Here is a 19,460-nt window from a genome sequence, read left to right on the forward strand (position 1 = left end):
GACACCCCTGACCGCATTCCATCCCCTGAAGGAGACGGACGACGTGACCGACATCGTCGACGAGCTGAAGTGGCGCGGGCTCTTCGCCCAGTCCACCGACGAAGAGGCCCTGCGCAAGGCCCTCGCGGACGGTCCCGTCACGTTCTATTGCGGCTTCGACCCGACCGCGGCCAGCCTGCACGTCGGCCACCTGGTCCAGGTGCTCACCGTCCGCCGGCTCCAGCGGGCCGGGCACCGGCCGCTGGCGCTGGTCGGCGGGGCCACCGGCCAGATCGGCGACCCCCGGCCGACCGCCGAGCGCACCCTGAACGACCCGGAGACGGTCGCGAACTGGGTGAACCGGCTGCGCACGCAGATCGAGCCGTTCCTCTCCTTCGAGGGGGAGAACGCCGCGGTCATGGTGAACAACCTGGACTGGACCGCCGGCCTGTCGGCGATCGAGTTCCTGCGGGACATCGGCAAGCACTTCCGGGTCAACAAGATGCTGACCAAGGACTCCGTCGCCCGGCGCCTGGAGTCCGAGCAGGGCATCAGCTACACCGAGTTCAGCTACCAGCTCCTGCAGGGCATGGACTTCCTGGAGCTCTACCGGCGGCACGGCTGCACCCTCCAGCAGGGCGGCTCCGACCAGTGGGGCAACCTGGTGGCCGGCCTCGACCTGATCCACCGGCTGGAGCCGGAGGCCAAGGTCCACGCGCTGGCGACCCCGCTGATGGTCAAGGCCGACGGCACCAAGTTCGGCAAGACCGAGAGCGGCGCCGTCTGGCTGGACCCGGAGATGACCACGCCGTACGCGTTCTACCAGTTCTGGCTGAACGTCGACGACCGTGACATCTCCACGTACCTGCGGATCCTGTCCTTCAAGTCCCGCGAGGAGCTGGAGGAGCTGGAGAAGCTGACGGCGGAGCGGCCGCAGGCCCGTACCGCCCAGCGGGCGCTCGCCGAGGAGCTCACCACCCTCGTCCACGGCGCCGACCAGTGCCGGGCCGTCATCGACGCCTCCAAGGCGCTGTTCGGCCAGGGCGAGCTGGCGGAGCTGGACCCGGCGACCCTCGCCGCGGCCCTCTCCGAGCTGCCGCACGCGCGGGTGTCGGAGCTCGGGCAGGTCGTGGACCTGTTCACCGAGGTCGGCCTCGCGCCGAGCCGCTCGGGCGCCCGCCGCACGGTGAAGGAGGGCGGCGCCTACGTGAACAACGTCAAGGTGGCCGCCGAGGACGCCGAGGTGTCGGCGGACGAGCTGCTGCACGGGCGCTGGCTGGTGCTGCGGCGCGGCAAGAAGAACCTGGCCGCGATCGAGTTCACCGGCTAGCCCGGAGCGGAACCGAAGCCGGAGGCCCGGTGCGCGCGAGGTGCGCCCACCGGGCCTCCGGCGTGTTCCGGGGTCCCCGGCTAGGTCCGCTGTTTGTTGCCCTTGATCGAGGCCCACAGCATGTCGCCCACGCCCACCACGGCGACGGCGCCGATGAGCTGGAGGAGATGGCGGGTCCAGTCGATGCCCTTGGTGTCGTTGACCCCGATCCAGGTCGCGACCGCGTTGCCGAGCACGCTGCCGATGATGCCGAACACCGTCGTCAGCCACAGCGGGATCTGCTGCTTGCCCGGGAGGATCGCCTTCGCGATCAGGCCCAGGACGAAGCCCACAATGATCGCCCACAACCAACCCATCGTCGCCTCCTCGTGCGCGTGTGTGCCCAGTCTCCGGCCGTGGGCCATACGGCGCATGTCGGGCGCCGCCATCCGTGCCCCGGTCTCCTCCGCCGGGAACCGTCGGCGTACCGTGGGGTGCAGGACGGACCGGGGAGAGTCCGGCACGGCTGGTGGGTGGTGGAATGTGATGCGGAAGCATGGCGGAACCGAGGTCTTCCGGATCACCGGCGCCCGGCAGGGGCTCGCCGAGGACGTCCGGGGGCGGCAGCGGCGGTACGTGATCTCGATGTCGATCCGCACGCTCTCGGTGATCGCCGCCGCCTCGCTGTGGAACGTGGAGCGGTACGTGGCCGTCGTGGCGCTCGTCGTCGGGGCGCTGCTCCCCTATGTCGCCGTGGTGATCGCCAACGCCGGACGCGAGACTCCGAAGTCCCTTCCGTCCACGTTCATGGCCCCGCCCGTACGCCCCGCGCTGGAATCCGATGCGGAACGCCGGGGCGGCGCGGACGGTCACACAGCGTGAGATCGAGCTCAAGAAAAGCTCAGATCAATCATGAAGTTCCGGTGCACCGCACCCCATGCGCCGTGACATACTGCCTACGCGCTCCGCATCCCCCGTCGGAGCGACGGACCGATGCCGGGCAGCTCCCCCCGTGGCTGCCCGGCATCGCCCTTTCCTGGACAATGGATCCGTGATCATTGGTCCCGTGAGCGAAGAGAAGCCGATCTGTTCCGCCAAGGGCTGCCGGGCGGACGCCGTCTGGGTGCTGGCCTGGAACAACCCCAAGCTGCACACGCCGGAGCGGCGCAAGACCTGGCTGGCGTGCGAGGAGCACCGCGAGCACCTGTCCCAGTTCCTGGGTGTACGGGGTTTCCTGAAGGACGTGGTCCCGTTCGCCGAGTGGGACGGGGAGCCCGCCGCCGGGGAGTCAGCCGCCGATCGCTGACATCGGGCGGTCGGGCTGGAGGAAGCTCGGGTCGTCGAGGCCCGAGCCGGCCTTCTTGCCCCACATCGCCTTGCGCCAGATCTCGCCGACCACCTCGTCCGGCGCGTCCGAGCGGAGCGCGGCCCGCAGGTCGGTCTCCTCGGTGGCGAACAGGCAGGTCCGCACCTGCCCGTCGGCGGTGAGCCGGGTCCGGTCGCAGGCCCGGCAGAACGGGCGGGTGACGGAGGCGATGACGCCGACCGTGTGCGGGCCGCCGTCGACGGTCCAGCGCTCGGCGGGGGCCGAGCCGCGCTCGTCCGCGCCCTCGGCGGTCAGCGTGAAGCGGGTGCGCAGCGAGTCCAGGATGTCCCCGGCGGTGATCATGCCGTCGCGCTTCCAGCCGTGCTGGGCGTCGAGCGGCATCTGCTCGATGAAGCGGAGCTCGTAGCCCTCGGCGATGGCCCAGGCGAGCAGGTCGGGGGCCTCGTCGTCGTTGAGTCCGGGCATCAGGACCGCGTTCACCTTCACCGGGGTGAGGCCCGCGTCACGGGCGGCGGCCATGCCGTCGAGGACGTCGTGGTGCCGGTCGCGGCGGGTGAGGGTCTTGAAGACCTCGGGGCGCAGGGTGTCGAGCGAGACGTTGACCCGGTCGAGGCCGGCGGCCTTGAGGGCGGCGGCGGTGCGCTTGAGGCCGATGCCGTTGGTGGTGAGCGACATCCGGGGGCGGGGCTCCAGGGCGGCGCAGCGCTCGACGATGCCGACGAGGCCGGGGCGGAGCAGCGGCTCGCCGCCGGTGAAGCGGACCTCGGTGACGCCGAGGTCGGTGACGGCGATCCGGACCAGCCGGACGATCTCGTCGTCGGTGAGCAGGTCCGGCTTGGCCAGCCACTGCAGGCCCTCTTCGGGCATGCAGTACGTGCAGCGCAGGTTGCACCGGTCAGTCAGGGAGACGCGCAGGTCGGTGGCGACCCGCCCGTAGGTGTCGATGAGCACTGGGCCCCCTCCCCTTCTTCCGCCGGATGGTCCGGTCTCTTCTTCGTTCGAGCCTACGTGACGGCTCGGACACCGGGCACGGCCCGATTGTCACGAGGACGGCACCGGCCGCGTCGTAGAACTCTACGACGCGGCCGGTGGAGGGTGGCGGAGCGTATCCGGATCAGTGCGCTCCGACGCCGGTGAGGGACTTGACCTCCAGTTCCGCGTACTTGCCCTTGTCCGCCTTCTCCTTGGAGAGGACGGAGCCGAGCCAGCCGAGCAGGAAGCCGAGCGGGATGGAGACGAGGCCGGGGTTCTCCAGCGGGAACCAGTAGAAGTCGGCGTTCTTGAACATCGAGGTGGGCTTGCCGGAGACGACCGGGGAGAACAGCACGAGGACGACGGCGGAGACCAGGCCGCCGTAGATCGACCAGAGCGCTCCGGTGGTGGTGAAGCGCTTCCAGAAGAGGCTGTAGAGGATCGTCGGCAGGTTGGCGGAGGCGGCGACGGCGAAGGCGAGGGCGACCAGGCCGGCGACGTTGAGGTCGCGGGCGAGGGCGCCGAGGGCGATGGAGACGACGCCGATGAGGACGGTGGCCCAGCGGGCGGCCCGCATCTCCTCCTTCTCGGTGGCCTGGCCGCGGCGGATGACGTTGGCGTAGATGTCGTGCGCGAAGGAGGACGAGGAGGCCAGGGTGAGGCCGGCGACGACGGCGAGGATGGTGGCGAAGGCGACGGCGGAGATGACGGCGAGCAGGATGGCGCCGCCGGTCGAGCCGGCGCCGCCGCCGATCTCCAGGGCGGCGAGCGGGGCCGCGGTGTTGCCCGCCTTGTTGGAGGCGATGATGTCGCTGTTCTTGAGCAGGGCGGCGGCGCCGAAGCCGAGCACGATCGTCATCAGGTAGAAGGCGCCGATGATGCCGATGGCCCAGTTGACGGACTTCCGGGCGGCCTTGGCGGTGGGCACCGTGTAGAAGCGGATGAGGATGTGCGGCAGGCCGGCGGTGCCGAGCACGAGGGCGATGCCGAGCGAGAGGAAGTCCAGCTTGGAGACGGCGGTGGCGCCGTACTTGAGGCCGGGCTCCAGGAAGGCGTCGCCCTTGCCGCTGTTGGTGGCGGCGGCGCCGAGCAGCTCGGAGATGTTGAAGTGGAACTTGAGGAGGATGAGGAAGGTGATCAGGAGCGTGCCCGCGATGAGGAGCACGGCCTTGACCATCTGCACCCAGGTGGTGCCCTTCATGCCGCCGATGGTCACGTACACGATCATCAGGACGCCGACCAGGGCGACGATGGCGATCTTGCCGCCGTCGCTGGTGATGCCGAGCAGCAGCGAGACGAGGACGCCGGCGCCGGCCATCTGGGCGAGCAGGTAGAAGATCGAGACGACGATGGTGGAGGTGCCGGCGGCGGTGCGGACCGGGCGCTGGCGCATCCGGTAGGCGAGGACGTCGCCCATGGTGAAGCGGCCGGAGTTGCGCAGCGGTTCGGCGACCAGGAGGAGGGCGACCAGCCAGGCGACGAGGAAGCCGATGGAGTAGAGGAAGCCGTCGTAGCCGAAGAGGGCGATGGCGCCGGCGATGCCGAGGAAGGACGCGGCGGACATGTAGTCGCCGGAGATCGCGAGGCCGTTCTGGAAGCCGGTGAACTGGCCGCCGCCCGCGTAGAAGTCGGCGGCGCTGCGGGTCTGCCGGCCGGCCCAGACGGTGATGATCAGGGTGGCGACGACGAAGGCGGCGAAGAGCCCGATGATCAGCGGGCGGTGCTCGCTCGCGCCGCCGCCGGCAGCGAGCAGGGCGGTGGTGTCGGCGGCCAGGGGGGCGGGGGTTCTCATGCGTCGGCCTCCATACGGGCCTTGATGGCCTCGGCCTTGGGGTCGAGGCGGCCGGCCGCGTGGCGGGAGTAGAGCCAGGCGATGAGGAAGGTGGTGGCGAACTGGCCGAGGCCGAGGACGAGGGCCACGTTGATGTTGCCGAAGAGCTTGGTGCCCATGAAGCCGCCCGCGTAGTTGGAGAGCAGCACGTACAGCAGGTACCAGGCGATGAAGGCGATCGTCAGCGGGAAGGCGAAGGAGCGGTAGGTGCGGCGCAGTTCGCCGAACTCCTCGCCCGCCTGGACCTCGATGAACTGCTCCGTGGTGGGCTGCACGGGACCGGTGGTCTCCGTGCCGTTTCTCGGCGGCGGCGGTGCTTCGGTGGCCACGGACTCTCCTCGGGACGCGGGGGCGGACGGCTTGGACAAGGGGGCCTCACCAGAGTGCGGAGCGGGGGCTTCCGGGACGGAGCCCCTCCCCTGCTCAACGGCACGGAGGGCGTCGCGAAGCGGTTCACGGCGTGGATTTCTTTTGCCTGATCTTCATGAAGTCTTCTCAACTCATTGAATCGCGGGGAAGATCGGCGATAGCTTCACTCGTCATGCACCTGTTCACGCGCAATCGGCGCGCGGACAGTACAGACGGATGATGTGGAGAACCCATGGCTCATCTGGGATCGAGGCGCGGCCGAGTACTCGCTCTGCCGGTTGGTCTCGCGCTCACGGCCTCGCTCGGCTTCCTGCCCTCCGGCGCCGCCTCCGCCGCGGAGCTGAGCGGCGTCACGTCGGCCGTGTCGGCCGACGGCCCGCAGCTCTCGTACGTCGTCAACGTCGAGGGGGGCCGCTGGACGGCCGCTTCGGTGAAGAAGGCGATCGCCGCCGCCGGTGGTGAAGTGGTCGTCGCGTACGACCAGATAGGCGTCATCGTCGTCCACTCGAAGAACCCGGACTTCGGGACGACGATCCGCAAGGCCCGCGGTGTGGTCTCCGCCGGCGCCACCCGCACGGCCCCGCTGAGGGCCGCGCAGGACGACGCCGTCGACGAGGGTGCCCAGGCCCTCACCCCGGCCGAGGTCAAGGCCGCCGCGGCCGCCGCCACGGACGAGCAGGACCCGCTGGAGCCGCTGCAGTGGGACCTCCCGGCCATCAAGGCGGACAAGGCGCACCAGAAGACGCTCGGCAGCAAGCGCGTCACCGTCGGCATCATCGACACCGGTGTGGACGACACCCACCCGGACCTGGCGCCGAACTTCAACGCCAAGGCGTCCGCCAACTGCGTGAGCGGCAAGCCCGACACGACCCCCGGTTCGTGGCGTCCCAACGCGGGCGAGTCGGACCACGGCACGCACGTCGCGGGCACGATCGGCGCCGCCAAGAACGGCGTCGGCGTCACCGGTGTCGCGCCGGGTGTCAAGCTGGCCGGCATCAAGGTGTCGACCCCCGACGGCTTCTTCTACACCGAGGCCGTGGTCTGCGGCTTCGTGTGGGCCGCCGAGAACGGCGTCGACATCACGAACAACAGCTACTACACCGACCCGTGGATGTTCGCCTGCAAGAACGACGAGGACCAGAAGGCCCTCATCGAGGCGGTCACCCGCGCGACCCGCTACGCGGAGCGCAGGGGCACGGTCAACGTGGCGGCGGCCGGCAACTCGAAGTTCGACCTCGCGGCCGACTCGATCGTCGACAACAGCAGCCCGAACGACACCGTCCCCGGCGACCGGGTGATCAACCCGAAGGAGTGCTTCGACTACCCGGCCCAGCTGCCGGGCGTCGTGACGGTCTCCGCGACCGGCGCGAAGGGCCTGAAGGCGTCGTACTCCAACTACGGGCTCGGCGTCATCGACGTGGCGGCGCCCGGCGGCGACCGCACCGAGTACCAGACCCCGGACGCCCCGGCGGTCAACGGCCGCATCCTGTCGACCACGGTCAACGGCGGCTACAACTACAAGGCCGGCACCTCGATGGCCTCGCCGCACGTGGCGGGCGTCCTGGCGCTGCTGAAGTCGACCCACCCGTACGCCTCCCCGGCGGCCCTGAAGGCGCTGCTGTACGCGCAGGCCGACGAGCACGCGTGCACCAACCCGTACGACATCGAGGGCGACGGCAAGATCGACGCGGTGTGCGAGGGCGGCAAGAACAAGAACGGCTTCTACGGCGCGGGCATCGTCGACGCGCTGGCGGCGGTCCGCCGCTAGGCACGTGACCGCTGATCGGTGATCAGGCCCTGGTGCGGTGAGCCGCGCCAGGGCCTCTTCATGTGGCCCTGATGACACCGGGTGCCATCATGCGGGCATGGACGACGAGACGGTGCGCGCGGGTACGGAATCGCTGTGGGCGGCGCTGGGCGGTGATCCCGCGGCGCCCGGCCGGGTCGTGTACGGCGGGCCGCCGGGGCTGCTGGCCGCCCGCCTGCCCGTGATGGACCTGGCACGGGCGGCCGTCGCGGTCTGCGCGCTGGCCGCCGCCGAGCACGCCGGGGCCGCGGGGCCGGTCCGGGTGGACGACGGGGCGGTGGCCACCGCCTTCGTGAGCGAGCGGCACCTGCGGGTGGACGGCCGGGCTCCGGTCTCCTTCGCACCGCTGTCCCGGTTCTGGCGGGCCGCCGACGGCTGGGTGCGCACCCACGCCAACTACCCGCACCACAAGGCCGCGTTGCTCGGCGCGCTCGGTGCCGCCGACTCGGTGGAGGCGGTGGCGGCGGCGATCGGCGGGCGGCCCGCGCGGGAGGTCGAGTCGCTGGTGTACGGGGCCGGGGGCCTCGCCGTCGCGCTGCGCACGCCCGAGGAGTGGGCGGCGAGCGAGCAGGGGCGGGCGGTGGCGGCCCGGCCGCCGCTGACCCGGGAGCGGCTGGACGGGGCGGCGCCCCGGGCGCGCGCGGGGCGTCCGCCGCGGGTGCTGGACCTGACCCGGGTGATCGCGGGCCCGGTCGCGACCCGGACGCTCGCGCTGCTCGGCGCGGACGTGCTGCGGATCGACCCGCCGGGCAGCCCGGAGCTGCCGGACCAGCACGCCGACACGGACGTCGGGAAGCGGACGGCGGCGCTGGACCTGGACCGGCCCTCGGACCGGCGCACCTTCGACGAGCTGCTGGACGCGGCGGACGTGCTGGTGACCGGCTACCGGCCGGGCGCCCTGGACCGCTTCGGCCTGGACCGGCCCGGTCTGGTGACGGCGCGCCTGTCGGCGTGGGGCGACTACGGGCCGTGGGCCGGGCGGCGCGGCTTCGACAGCCTGGTGCAGGCGGCGACGGGCATCGCGGCGCTGGAGGGTTCGGCGGCGGAGCCGGGGGCGCTGCCGGCGCAGGCGCTGGACCACGGGACGGGCTATCTGCTGGCGGCGGCGGTGCTGCGCTCGCTGACGGAGCAGGAGCGCGAGGGCGGCACGCGCCTGGTCCGCGTGGCACTCGCCCAGACGGGCCACTGGCTGACGGGGACGCTCCCCCGCAGCCCCGCGGCCTCGGCGGACGGGAGCTACGACCCCGGGCGGTACCTGACGGAGACCGAGGGCCCGCTCGGACGGCTGCGGCACGCGCGGTCGCCGGTGGCCTACGCGTACGAGGGCGGCCCGGCGGGCTGGTCGCGCCCGCCGGGGGTGGCGGGCGCGGACGCGCCCGCCTGGGTCACGGCTTGACGAGGACCTTGAGCGCGGTGCGCTCGTCCATGGCGCGGTAGCCGTCGGGGACTCCGTCCAGGCCGACGGTCAGGTCGAAGACCGGGGAGGGGTCGACGGTGCCGTCGAGGATGTCGGGGAGCAGCTCGGGGATGTAGGCGCGGACGGGGGCGACGCCGCCACGCAGGGCGATGTTGCGGTCGAACATGTCGGAGAGGTCGAGCCCGGTGGCGCTGCCGTGCGGGACGCCGACGTAGCCGACGGAGCCGCCGTCGCGGGTGACGGCGACGGCGGTGCGCATGGACTGCTCGGTGCCGACGGCCTCGATGACGGCGTGGGCGCCCTGGCCGCCGGTGAGCTCGCGGACGGCGGCCACGGCGGCGTCGCCGCGCTCGGCGACGACGTCGGTGGCGCCGAAGAGACGGGCGATGTCGGTGCGGGCGGTGTGGCGGCCCAGCGCGATGATCCGCTCGGCGCCCAGGCGGCGGGCGGCGAGGACGCCGCAGAGGCCGACGGCGCCGTCGCCGACGACGGCGACCGTGGAGCCCTTGGCGACACCCGCGCCGAGGGCGGCGTGGTGGCCGGTGCCGAGGACGTCGGAGAGCGCGAGGAGGGCGGTGAGCAGGTGGTCGTCGGAGGCGGCGTCGGCGGGCAGCGCGACGAGGGTGCCGTCGGCGAAGGGCACGCGGACGGCCTCGCCCTGGCCGCCGTCGGAGCCGACGGTGCCCCAGAAGCCGCCGTTGGGGCAGGAGGTCTGGAGGCCCTCGGCGCAGTAGTCGCAGCTTCCGTCGGACCAGACGAAGGGGGCGACGACGAGGTCGCCCTTGCGGAAGCCGCGGACCTCGGCGCCGGTCTCCTCGACGACGCCGAGGAACTCGTGGCCGATGCGCTGGCCGGGCTGCCGGGCGGACTCGCCGCGGTAGGCCCACAGGTCGCTGCCGCAGATGCAGGCGCGGACCACGCGGACGACGACGTCCGTGGCGTCCTGGATCACCGGGTCGGGCACGTCCCGCACGCGCATGTCGAAGGGGGCGTGGATGGTGGTGGCGCGCATGACGGACGTTCCCTGCTGTGCTCGGAGCGGTGCCGCTCAGACTCTTGTACGACGTTCACCGTACATTGATCGCGACGGCTTTTGTACGACGGTCACCGTACGTCGCCCGGAGCGCCCCCTCGGTGAGCAGGCACTGGGCGGCGATGTAGGTCGCCATGACCCAGAAGCCGGGCGCCGGCAGCTGCGGCCAGCCGGCCACGCCGGTGGCGATGAGCAGGTCGGACAGCAGGAACAGCGCGCCCCCGGCCGCCGCGGGCGGCCCGAGCGAGCCGGCCCGGTACGCCATGGCGGTGAGCAGCAGCGAGTACCCGGCGACGGGCACCCGCAGCTCGGCGGGGAGCCCCGGCCACAGCGCCAGGACGGCCCCGAGCAGCACGACGCCGTAGACCGCCGCGCGCACCCCGCTCGTCCGCCGTCGCCCGAACAGCACCAGGTAGCAGACGTGCCCGACGGCGAAGCACCCCATGCCGACGAGGAACGCCCAGTCCGCACCGGACAGCAGGAACACGTCCCCGCCCCACCCGAACAGCAACGCGGCGACCAGCACCCCCGGCCCCCGCCGGCTCACCACGTACCCGGCGAGCACCACCATGAGCACCGGCTTCGCCCCCAGATGCCCGGCCTCCACCCCGAACAGCAGCGACCCGAGATCCACCACGACGGCCAGCAGGAACACCCCCAGCAGCACCCGGCTCAGGCGGGAGGCGGGCGCGGGGGCCGGAGGGGTGGCGGGGTGGTCGGCGGGCCGGTCGCCAGGGTCGGCGAGGGGGCGGTACGGGTGCGGCATGCGGACGACGGTACGGGCGGGGGCGGGGGGCGAACAGGGGGGTTACCGACAAGTAGGCGAGGTCACACCCCCGCCGCCCCCAGCACCGACCCCGCCCCGTACGTCACCGCCATCGCCAGCGCGCCCCCGCCCACGTTGCGCAGGATCGCGCGGCCCGGTGGGGCGGCGCCCAGGCGGGCGCTCCACCAGCCGGTGAGGGTGAGGGCGGCGAGGACCGAGAGGACGGTGATCCACAGGCGGGTCGGGGCGGGGGGCAGGACGATCGCCAGGAGCGGGAGGAGGGCGCCGACCGTGAAGGCGAGGAAGCTGGCGCCCGCCGCGTGCCAGGGGTTGGTGAGGGCGTCGGGGTCGATGCCGAGTTCGACGCGGGCGTGGGCCTTCAGGGCGTCGCGGGCGGTGAGCTGTTCGGCGGCCTCGCGGGCGACGGACGGGGAGAGGCCGTGGTCCGTCAGGAGGCCGGTGAGCTCCGCGAGTTCGGCCTCCGGCCGCTCCTGGAGTTCGCGGCGTTCCTGGGCGAGGGCGGCCACCTCGGAGTCGCGCTGGGTGGAGACCGAGACGTACTCCCCCGCCGCCATCGACATCGAGCCGGCCAGGAGGCCGGAGAGGCCCGCGGTGAGGAGGGCGGACTGGGAGCCGGTCGCGCCCGCCACGCCGACGACGAGGCCCGCGGTGGAGACGACTCCGTCGTTGGCTCCGAGCACGGCGGCCCGGAGCCAGTTGAGACGGGAGCCGAGGCCGCCGCCGTGGGCCTCGTCGTGCGCGGGGGTTTCGGTCACCTCAGGAGGGTCGCACCCGGCGGCTCACCAGACGCGGACCGACCCGCCCAGCGCGAACGCGGGGCTGGTGGCGCCCGCCGGGACCTCCTTCAGCGGCTCGGCGATCTCCTCGACGGTCGGGCCGTGGACGGCGGCCAGCGCGTCGAGGAGGCGCAGGTCGAAGCCGTAGACGCGGGCCGCGTTGCCGCCGACCATGGCGGCGACCTCCTCCCGGGGCAGGCCCGCGTACGCGATGCGGAGCCCTTCGCGGGAGTACGGGGTGGTGCCCTCGTCGTGCGGGTAGTCGCTGCCCCACATGATCTTGTCGAGGCCGATCCGCTCGCGCAGCGGCACCTCGTGCGGGCGCATGAAGCTGGCGCCGACGAAGCAGTTGTCCCGCCAGACCGCGCTCGGGCCCTTGCCCATGGACTCCGCGAGGCCCGCGCCGAACTTCGACTCGGCCGTGGACGCCTTCGTCGAGGCCGCGACCAGGCGGTCGTGGTAGTAGTCCAGCATCCGCAGCACACCCGGGATCCAGCCCGAGCCCTGCTCGGTGAGGACCAGCTTCAGGTCCGGGTGGCGGCGGAAGGCGCCGCCGAAGATCAGGTGCCACAGGGCCCGGTGGGAGAACCAGGTGGTCTCCACCATGAAGACCGCGCGGGCGGCCGGTTCGTCGCCCAGCGGCGGGGAGGCGGAGCCGCCGTGGTGGTTGACCGGCACGTCCAGCTCCGCGCAGACCGCCCAGATCGGGTCGTACGCCGCCGCGTACAGCTCCGGGACGGGCGAGCCGGGCGGGACGCCGGGGAGCAGGATGCCGCCGGTCAGGCCCGCCTCGCGGGTGCGGCGGATCTCGGCGACCGCCGCGTCCACGTCGTTGAGCAGGATCTGCGCCACCCCCGCCCGCCGCCCCGGCGCGTCCGCGCAGAAGTCGGCGAGCCAGCGGTTGTGCGCCTGGAGTCCGGCCCAGCGCCGCTCGTACTCGTCGCGGGTGGGCGGCTGCGCCATCAGGGACGCCTTGGGGAAGAACGGCGGGATGGTGTTGGGGAAGACGACCTCGGCGACGATGCCGTCCGCCTCCAGCTCGCGCAGCCGCCGCTGCGAGTTCCAGTTGCGGTCGGCGGTGTCGGCGAGCAGGTCCTCGTACGGGTTGACGTAGGCCGCCGCCCAGGAGTCGAAGTCGTCGTGGTGCTTCTTCTCCAGGTACGGCTTGTAGTCGAGGAGGTCCGCGCCGGCGTGGCAGTCGGCGGAGATCACCGTGTAGCGGTCGGTCACGGCGCGCCCCCCGTCGTGCCGAGGACCGGGAAGTCGTGGTCGGTCAGCCAGTGCCGGCCGACCTCGCGCGAGCGGGCCCAGGACGCCTCCACCGCCGCCTGGTCGGGGGACTGGCCGAGGTCGGCGGGGGTGGGGCCGACGCGCCGGGCGATCGGCGCCAGTTTCGCCACGTCGAAGCCGAAGACCTCCGCCGCCGCCAGGCCCAGCATCCGCCGGGTCTCCTCGACCGGGATGTCGTGGAAGGTCCGCCGCAGCCAGTTCCGGGTGTCGGGCCAGGTGCCCTCCGGGTGGGGGAAGTCGGAGCCCCAGAGGATGTTGTCGACGCCGATCTCGTACCGCTGGGCGAGTTCGCGGCGCTTGGTGTTGGTGGCGCAGACGAACATCTGGCGGTCCAGGTACTCGCTGGGCGGGCGCTTCATCTCCGCGAACGGCGAGAGCTTCTTGCCGCCGTGCGCGCCGAGGTAGAGGCGGTCCATGAACCACAGCAGGTTCGGCAGCCACCAGCAGCCGGACTCGGCGACGCCGAAGCGCAGCCCCGGGTGCCGCTCGAACGCCCCGGACCAGAGCAGGAACCACAGCGGGCGGGCGGGCCAGAACGTCACCTCGGAGACGTAGATGCCGAGGTGGTCGCCGTACTCCTCGCGCGGCGCGGCGCCCGAGTGGGTCACCACCGGCATCGCGGTCTCCGCTGCGGCGGCCCACACCGGGTCGTAACGCCGGTCGTGGTAGGGCGCCTTGTCGACCCACATGGAGGGGATCATCAGCGCGCCGAGCCCGGACTCCTTGGCGCGGTGGATCTCGGCGACGACCTCGGCGGGGTCGGCGGTGACGGGCAGCAGGGCGACGCCGCAGTGGCGTTCGGGGTTGCGGGAGACGAAGTCGGCGAGCCAGCGGTTGTGCGCCTTGGCGCCCGCCATGCCGAGCTCGGGGTCCTGGTCGCCGGAGAGCCCGAGGCCGACGCCGAAGGGCGCGGCGGTCTGGCTGTCGACGGCGTCCGCGTCGGGGAAGACGACCTCGGCGGCCACCCCGTCGCCGTCGAGCTCCTTGAGCCGCTGGGCGGTGTCCCAGCCGCCCCGCAGCCCCTCCTCGTTCTCGCGGAACCACTTGTCGGCGAACGCCTCGTTGCGCACCCCGAGCCGGGTCATGGCCTCGCGGCGGGCCTGGCGCCCGGCGAGGAACTCGTCGAAGGCGCGGTGGAAGCGGGATTCGAGATAGGGCCGGTACTCCTCGGTCGGGAGCCCGGCGTGACAGTCGGACGAGATGATCAGATACGGGTCCTCGTGACTCATGGCCAGGCCCTCTCAGTCGAGGATGAAGCTCTCCAGGTACGACGGGTTGGCGCGGTCGAGCATCGACTGCGAGCGCGCCCTGATCTGCCGGTCGCTGTGCTCGCTGGCCGGCAGCATCCAGAAGCGGTCGGCCCGGATGCCGTCCACGACGTGCTCGGCGACCTCCTCGACCGGGGTGAAGGCGATCTCGTGCCCGGCCTCCTTCATGGCCGACTCCCACTGGTCGAGGCTGCGGTACGGGGTCCGGCGCGGGCGCTCCTTGGCGAAGCGGTCGGGCCGGTTGCGGTGCGACTCCCACAGGCCGGTGCGGAGCATGTGCGGGCCGGGGAAGAGGACGGAGGCGCCGACGGCGGCGCCCTCCGCCTTGAGGTGGGCGTAGAGCGACTCGGTCATGGTGACGACGGCGGACTTCGTCACGGCGTAGACGGAGGCGGTGGGCAGCGGGGCGATGCCGCCGTCGCCGGAGGAGGTGTTGACGACGTGGCCGGGCGCGCCGCCCGCGATCATCCGGGGGACGAACGCCTGGACGCCGTGGAAGACGCCCCACACGTTGACCGCGAAGGCCCACTTCCAGTCGTTGGGTTCGTGCTCCCACATGCGGCCCTCGGCGCCGGAGCCGACACCCGCGTTGTTGCAGAGCACGTGGACGGCGCCGAAGGTGTCGAACGCGGCGTCGGCGAAGGCCCGTACGGAGTCGGCGTCGCCGACGTCGACGGTACGGGCGAGGATCTGCGCCCCGTCGGCCATCAGCTCCTCGGCGGCCTTGGCCAGCGCGGCCTCCTCGACGTCGCCGAGGACGACGGCGAGGCCCTCGGCGGCGAAGCGGCGGGCCATGGCGAGCCCGATGCCGCTGGCGGCGCCGGTGACGACGGCGACCTGTCCCTCTCGCAGCTCCATCAGGCCCGCCCTCCCTCGGCGCCCTCGGGCGGCGCGTCGAGGATCTGCCGGGGGTCGTCGTAGCGCTGGTGGACGTAGGGCAACAGGGCCTGGGCGCTGACCCGTTCGACGACGCGGCCCTTCTGGTCGGTGGTCTTCTCGCCGATGGTGATCTCGACGAGGCGGCGCACCGGGAGGTCGGCGACCGGGTCGTACATCGACTCGCGCAGCACGATGTCGCCGGTGATCCGCTCCAGGCGGCGGACCTTCTCGTTGCGGACGCAGTGGACGAGGACGGGGTCGGTGTCGAAGCCGGTGCCCGCGCCGTCCACGGAGGGCAGGAACTTGAAGTAGAAGTCGGTCTTCTCGGCCGGCTCGGGCAGCGGCAGGGCGCCGGAGACGGCGCCGCGCACCTCGACGAAGGCGATGCCGTGCCGGGCGAGCGAGGCGCGGACGGTGAGCCCGTCGCGCTCGACGAGGACCTCGCCCAGCTTCTTGGGCTCGCCGAAGACCTCGCGCCCGCCGGTCAGGGCGCGCTCGTGGGTCATCGGCATGACCAGCGGGTACCAGCCCTCGACATCGCCGTGGGCGGCGGAGACGGCGACGGAGCCGGCGCCGAGCGGATAGCCGGGCAGGTCGACCTTGCTGATGTTGACGCGCACCAGCGGGCGCGCGGTGGGCTTGAGCGGGGGCGGCAGGACGGCCGCCACGACGTCGGGGTCCGTCTCCCAGACGGCGACCACTCCGGTGGACCAGATGTCGGGGAGCCCCGCGCTCTTCTCGCGGGTCGCGGCGATCTCCGCCTCGGTGCGCGCCCCGTACCGTACTCGTGCCATGACGTACCGCCTTTCGGGAACGTATCGGCCTGTAACACAGTTACACCGACGGCCCGGAAGGGTAAAGAGCCGTGCACGCAAAGGAGTTGGGGGACCCGAGATGGCACGCACCGCACTGAGCCGCGACGAGGTACTGGCCGCCGCGGCGGCCCTGGTGAAGGAGCACGGCCCCGCCGCGCTCACCATGCGCCGCCTAGCCGCCGAGCTCGGCACCGCCGTGACCTCGATCTACTGGCACGTCGGCAACCGGGAGTCGCTGCTCGACGCGCTCGTCGAACGCACCGTCGCCGACCTCGGCACCCTGCGCCCGCGCGGCGCGGACCCGGCCGCGCGGATCGTCTCGGTCGCCCTGCTGCTGCGCCGCGCCCTGCGGGACCGGCCGCACCTGGTGGCGATGGTCCACGAACGGGGCCTGACGGAACGCATGTTCCTGCCCGCCCAGCGCGCCCTGATCCACGAGGCCCACGCGGCGGGCCTGCGCGGCGCCCGCGCGGCGGAGCTGGTGCGGGCGGTCCAGTTCCAGGTCGTCGGCCACGTCCTGGTGGAACGCAACCGCGAACGCTCACCGGCCCAGTCGCCGGGGGAGCCGGAGCTGTGGGCGGCGGGCGAGGGCGCCGCGACCGCGGAGTCGGACCCCGAGCTCGCGCGCGCACTCACGGCCCCGGTCGACGCGGAAGCCCTGTTCAGGAGCATGGTGCGGGCGCTGGTGGCGGGGCTGCTGGGCGGGGCGGACGGGCCCGCGCGTTGACGCCCGCGCGTGGCTGCCCGGGCGTCGGCACGGGCCCCGCGCGTTAATTCGGTGGCCCCCGGCCGCCGTTCCGTCCTACGGTGACGTCATGCGGGGGCGGCTCCGCAAGCGTGCTTCCTTCTCACTCTTTCTATGACACCCGTAGCGCGCTCACTCCCCGCCCCCGCTTCTCCTTTCCCCCTCCCCCAGGAGCCCCTTTTTGTCGGTGGTCCCGTCGCCGGTCCCGTCCGTCGTGTCGTCCGTCCTGCTGCGCCGTCTGCGCACGGTCTACGTCGACCAGCCCGGGCCCCGCCCCGGCGACCCGCCCACCACCGAGGGCCTCGCCGCCCTGGAGGCCGAACTCCTCGACCGCGGCTACGCCCCCGGCGCCGAACTGCGCGCCACGCTCGGCTGGCTGGGGCCCACCGGACTCGGCGACGCGGGCCGCCGCCTGCTCGGCGCCCTCGACGCCGAACTCGGCGTGGACCGGCCCCACATGCCGCTGTTCCGCTCGTTCCCGGCCTCCGTCCCCGACGACACCTTCGGGCTGTACGTCGACCGGGTCCTCGCCCTGCTGCTCCAGTGGCCCGAGCAGCCGTGCGTGCGCTGCGGCGAGACCGGCACGGTCCACCCGGTCGCCCCCTGCGCCCATCTGGTCTGCCGGACCTGCTGGGACGGCGCCGACTACAGCGCCTGCCCGCTCTGCCACCGCAGAATCGACCCCGCCGACCCCTTCCTGACACCCCGGACCGCCGCGCCCGCGCCCGCGGAGCCCGCCGGGGAACCCGAGACCGCCGCCGGTCCGCTCCGGCTGCTCGCCCTCGGCCGCGACCTGCCCGCCGACGTCGTACGGGTGCTCCTCACCCTGCTCGCCCGGCGCACCCCGCTGCCGCCCGACGACCGCGACGACGTCACCCTGCTCCTCGCCCACGCGCCCGCCGGCCTGGACTGGCTGCCCGCCGACATCCCCGTACGGGAGACCAAGGCCCTGGTGCTCGGCACCCTGCTGCGCGAGCCCGCCACCCGGGACGCGGCCACCGCCCTGCTCGGACAGCGGCTCACCACCGCCACCGACGTGCTCCGGCTGCTCGCCGTCCGGTCCGGCGGCGGGGCCGACCTCCTCGAACCGCGCCGCTTCCGCTCGATGCCCCGCTCCCTGCGCCGGCTGCTGCTCGGCGTCCTCGACGGCTTCGCCGTCACCTCGCTCGTCGAGGACCTGCGCCGCCACCCCGGCCTGTGGAAGAAGGCCGCCGAGGTGCTCCACCCCTTCGAGGCGCACGAACGGCACCCCCGGGCGGCGCTCGCCTTCGCCGTGCTGCGCGGCACCCCCCTGCGCGACCCGGACACCGGCGCGGACGGCCCGCTCGGCGCGGCGCTGCGCCGGACCGCCGCCGCGCACCCCGAGGCCGTGCGCGTCGACGGCGACCGGATCAAGCCCGACACCTGGACCGGCCGGGTGGAGGCCGCGCTCGCCGCCCGGGACGCCGACACCGCGCTCGGGCTGCTCGCCGGGCGCCCCGGCGAACTGCTGCGCCGCCTCGACCACCTGCTGCGGCTGCGGCCCGCCGAGGAGCCGTGGCCCCGGCTCGCCGAGGTCCTCGGCGGCGCCCTCGCGGGCGCGGGCCCGGGACCGCTGCTCGCCGCGCTGGGCCGGCTGCGGATCCGGGACCTTCCGGGCGACCGGCGGGTGTTCTTCCCGCGCGGCCGGGTCACGCACGCCTACTCCCTGGACGACACCCGCCCGCCCCTGCCGCCCGCGCTGGTCTCCGGGGTGTGCGCGCTCCTGGAGGCGGAGGTGCTGCGCCGGCTCGCCGGGGCGCCGCGCTTCGAGACGGCCGTGCTCGACGCGGACCTCTCGGGGCTCGCCGTGCCGTCCGCCGAGGGCGCCGCGGCGCAGGCGCTGGTGTCGGTGCCGCGCGGGTCGACGCAGCCGCTGCCGCGCGGCGAGGTGCTGCGGATGTTCCTGCACTGGACGGAGCCCCCGCGGATCCGGGTCGACCTGGACCTGTCGGTGGCGCTGTTCACGGCGGACTGGTCGTTCGCGGGACTGTGCGACTACACCAACCTGGTCTTCGGGAAGCGGGCGGTGGTCCACTCCGGCGACCTGACCTCGGCGCCCGCGCCGGACGGCGCGACCGAGTACGCCGACCTGGACCTCGCGGAACTGTCGGCCGCCGGGGTGCGGTTCGCCATGCCGATCGTCCTCAGCTACAACAACGTGGCGTTCGAGCAGCTCCTCGACGCCTTCGCCGGCTTCATGGCCCTGCCGTCCCGGGAGGGCCGGGACGCGACGTACGACCCGCGGACGGTGCGTCAGCGGTACGACCTGGCCGGTGACGCTCGCATCCATGTGCCCATGCTGGTCGACCTGGAGCACCGCACCTTCCTCTGGACGGACCTGCACCTGCCGCCCGCCGAGGGCTTCCAGAGCGTGCGCGCGCACAGCGAGGACCTCGGCCGGGTGGGCCGGGACCTGCACGATTACTTCGCGACCGGGCGCACGACCCTGTGGGACCTGGCGGTGTGGCACGCGGCCGCCCGCACGGACGCGGTGCACGTGCTCCGGCGCGGCCGGGGCCCGCTGGGCGACGAGGTCGCGGAGTACCGGCGGGGCGCGGACGAACCGGTGGTGTGCTTCGCGGACCGGATCCGGCGCGGCGGGCCGCCGGAGCTGCGGCACCCGACGGACGACGGCCCGGCCCTCGCCGCGCGGGCAGCGGCCGGCCGGCACGCCTTCCTGGCCCTCCTCGACGGCGACGTCGCCCCGGCCGGGGCGACCGGGACGGTGTACCGGCTGCTGCCCGGCCCGGTGGACGGCGGCGGCCTCGCCCCGGCGGCGGCCGGCGACCTCGTGGCCGAGCTGGGCTGAGGCGCGGGCGGGGCGGGCGGGCGCCG

The 19,460-nt window shown here is 73.4% G+C and carries 18 protein-coding genes; 7 read left to right on the forward strand and 11 right to left on the reverse strand.

The annotated features are described in order from the left end of the window. Positions 1–43: 43 nt before the first annotated feature. Positions 44–1,309, forward strand: a complete 1,266-nt coding sequence (gene tyrS, locus AB0C99_RS20740) for a tyrosine--tRNA ligase (RefSeq protein WP_362476880.1) — start codon at positions 44–46, stop codon at positions 1,307–1,309. 80 nt (positions 1,310–1,389) lie between these two features. Here the strand turns inward: tyrS and AB0C99_RS20745 are convergent, their stop codons facing one another. After that, positions 1,390–1,665 carry a GlsB/YeaQ/YmgE family stress response membrane protein gene (locus AB0C99_RS20745; protein WP_362476881.1) on the reverse strand — a complete coding sequence of 92 codons (276 nt, stop codon included), beginning with the start codon at positions 1,663–1,665 and terminating at the stop codon, positions 1,390–1,392. A 169-nt stretch (positions 1,666–1,834) separates the two neighbouring features. On the opposite strand from AB0C99_RS20745, the gene AB0C99_RS20750 reads away from it, so the two are divergent. Both AB0C99_RS20750 and AB0C99_RS20755 read left to right on the forward strand, forming a co-directional pair. Beyond that, positions 1,835–2,170 carry a DUF3099 domain-containing protein gene (locus AB0C99_RS20750; RefSeq protein WP_362476883.1) on the forward strand — a complete coding sequence of 112 codons (336 nt, stop codon included), beginning with the start codon at positions 1,835–1,837 and terminating at the stop codon, positions 2,168–2,170. 184 nt (positions 2,171–2,354) lie between these two features. Next, positions 2,355–2,594, forward strand: a complete 240-nt coding sequence (locus tag AB0C99_RS20755; RefSeq protein WP_362476885.1) for a hypothetical protein — start codon at positions 2,355–2,357, stop codon at positions 2,592–2,594. Here the strand turns inward: AB0C99_RS20755 and moaA are convergent. The 3 genes from moaA to AB0C99_RS20770 all read right to left on the reverse strand — a co-directional run bounded on the left by moaA (position 2,577) and on the right by AB0C99_RS20770 (position 5,747). Beyond that, positions 2,577–3,566: a GTP 3',8-cyclase MoaA gene (moaA, locus tag AB0C99_RS20760; protein WP_362476886.1), complete on the reverse strand. Its 990-nt coding sequence runs from the start codon at positions 3,564–3,566 to the stop codon at positions 2,577–2,579. The two genes, AB0C99_RS20755 and moaA, sit on opposite strands and share 18 nt — an antisense overlap. A gap of 163 nt (positions 3,567–3,729) precedes the next feature. After that, positions 3,730–5,379 carry a cation acetate symporter gene (locus AB0C99_RS20765; protein ID WP_362476888.1) on the reverse strand — a complete coding sequence of 550 codons (1,650 nt, stop codon included), beginning with the start codon at positions 5,377–5,379 and terminating at the stop codon, positions 3,730–3,732. Further along, positions 5,376–5,747: a DUF485 domain-containing protein gene (locus tag AB0C99_RS20770; protein ID WP_362476890.1), complete on the reverse strand. Its 372-nt coding sequence runs from the start codon at positions 5,745–5,747 to the stop codon at positions 5,376–5,378. Before AB0C99_RS20770 ends, AB0C99_RS20765 begins: the two co-directional genes overlap by 4 nt. Before the next feature lie 272 nt (positions 5,748–6,019). Between AB0C99_RS20770 and AB0C99_RS20775 the strand changes: the two genes are divergently transcribed. Next, the gene (locus tag AB0C99_RS20775; protein WP_362476892.1) at positions 6,020–7,555 is read left to right on the forward strand and encodes a S8 family serine peptidase; all 1,536 of its coding nucleotides are present in this window, start codon (positions 6,020–6,022) and stop codon (positions 7,553–7,555) included. A 97-nt stretch (positions 7,556–7,652) separates the two neighbouring features. Further along, a complete protein-coding gene (locus AB0C99_RS20780; protein WP_362476893.1) occupies positions 7,653–8,990 on the forward strand; it encodes a CoA transferase in 1,338 nt (445 codons plus the stop codon). Here AB0C99_RS20780 and AB0C99_RS20785 read toward each other — a convergent pair. The 7 genes from AB0C99_RS20785 to AB0C99_RS20815 all read right to left on the reverse strand — a co-directional run bounded on the left by AB0C99_RS20785 (position 8,980) and on the right by AB0C99_RS20815 (position 15,838). Then, on the reverse strand, positions 8,980–10,023 hold the full coding sequence (locus AB0C99_RS20785) for a zinc-dependent alcohol dehydrogenase family protein (RefSeq protein WP_362476895.1): 1,044 nt from the start codon (positions 10,021–10,023) through the stop codon (positions 8,980–8,982). The genes AB0C99_RS20780 and AB0C99_RS20785 overlap by 11 nt on opposite strands. Before the next feature lie 55 nt (positions 10,024–10,078). Then, positions 10,079–10,810, reverse strand: coding sequence for a lysoplasmalogenase (locus AB0C99_RS20790; protein ID WP_362476897.1), 732 nt, complete (start codon positions 10,808–10,810; stop codon positions 10,079–10,081). Positions 10,811–10,872: 62 nt separating this feature from the next. Beyond that, the gene (locus AB0C99_RS20795) at positions 10,873–11,586 is read right to left on the reverse strand and encodes a VIT family protein (RefSeq protein WP_362476899.1); all 714 of its coding nucleotides are present in this window, start codon (positions 11,584–11,586) and stop codon (positions 10,873–10,875) included. A gap of 24 nt (positions 11,587–11,610) precedes the next feature. Next, positions 11,611–12,837, reverse strand: coding sequence for an amidohydrolase family protein (locus AB0C99_RS20800; RefSeq protein WP_362476901.1), 1,227 nt, complete (start codon positions 12,835–12,837; stop codon positions 11,611–11,613). Beyond that, a complete protein-coding gene (locus tag AB0C99_RS20805; RefSeq protein ID WP_362476903.1) occupies positions 12,834–14,126 on the reverse strand; it encodes an amidohydrolase family protein in 1,293 nt (430 codons plus the stop codon). The genes AB0C99_RS20800 and AB0C99_RS20805 overlap by 4 nt, the downstream gene beginning before the upstream one ends. A gap of 12 nt (positions 14,127–14,138) precedes the next feature. Beyond that, positions 14,139–15,023 carry an SDR family NAD(P)-dependent oxidoreductase gene (locus AB0C99_RS20810; protein ID WP_362476905.1) on the reverse strand — a complete coding sequence of 295 codons (885 nt, stop codon included), beginning with the start codon at positions 15,021–15,023 and terminating at the stop codon, positions 14,139–14,141. Next, positions 15,023–15,838: an acetoacetate decarboxylase family protein gene (locus AB0C99_RS20815; protein ID WP_362476907.1), complete on the reverse strand. Its 816-nt coding sequence runs from the start codon at positions 15,836–15,838 to the stop codon at positions 15,023–15,025. The genes AB0C99_RS20810 and AB0C99_RS20815 overlap by 1 nt, the downstream gene beginning before the upstream one ends. Before the next feature lie 100 nt (positions 15,839–15,938). On the opposite strand from AB0C99_RS20815, the gene AB0C99_RS20820 reads away from it, so the two are divergent. Then, positions 15,939–16,586 carry a helix-turn-helix domain-containing protein gene (locus AB0C99_RS20820; RefSeq protein ID WP_362476909.1) on the forward strand — a complete coding sequence of 216 codons (648 nt, stop codon included), beginning with the start codon at positions 15,939–15,941 and terminating at the stop codon, positions 16,584–16,586. A 205-nt stretch (positions 16,587–16,791) separates the two neighbouring features. Continuing rightward, a complete protein-coding gene (locus AB0C99_RS20825) occupies positions 16,792–19,434 on the forward strand; it encodes an MXAN_6230/SCO0854 family RING domain-containing protein (protein WP_362477006.1) in 2,643 nt (880 codons plus the stop codon). Positions 19,435–19,460 lie beyond the last annotated feature (26 nt).

It is taken from the genome of Streptomyces sp. NPDC048659 (assembly GCF_040650575.1).
GTDB lineage: Bacteria > Actinomycetota > Actinomycetes > Streptomycetales > Streptomycetaceae > Streptomyces.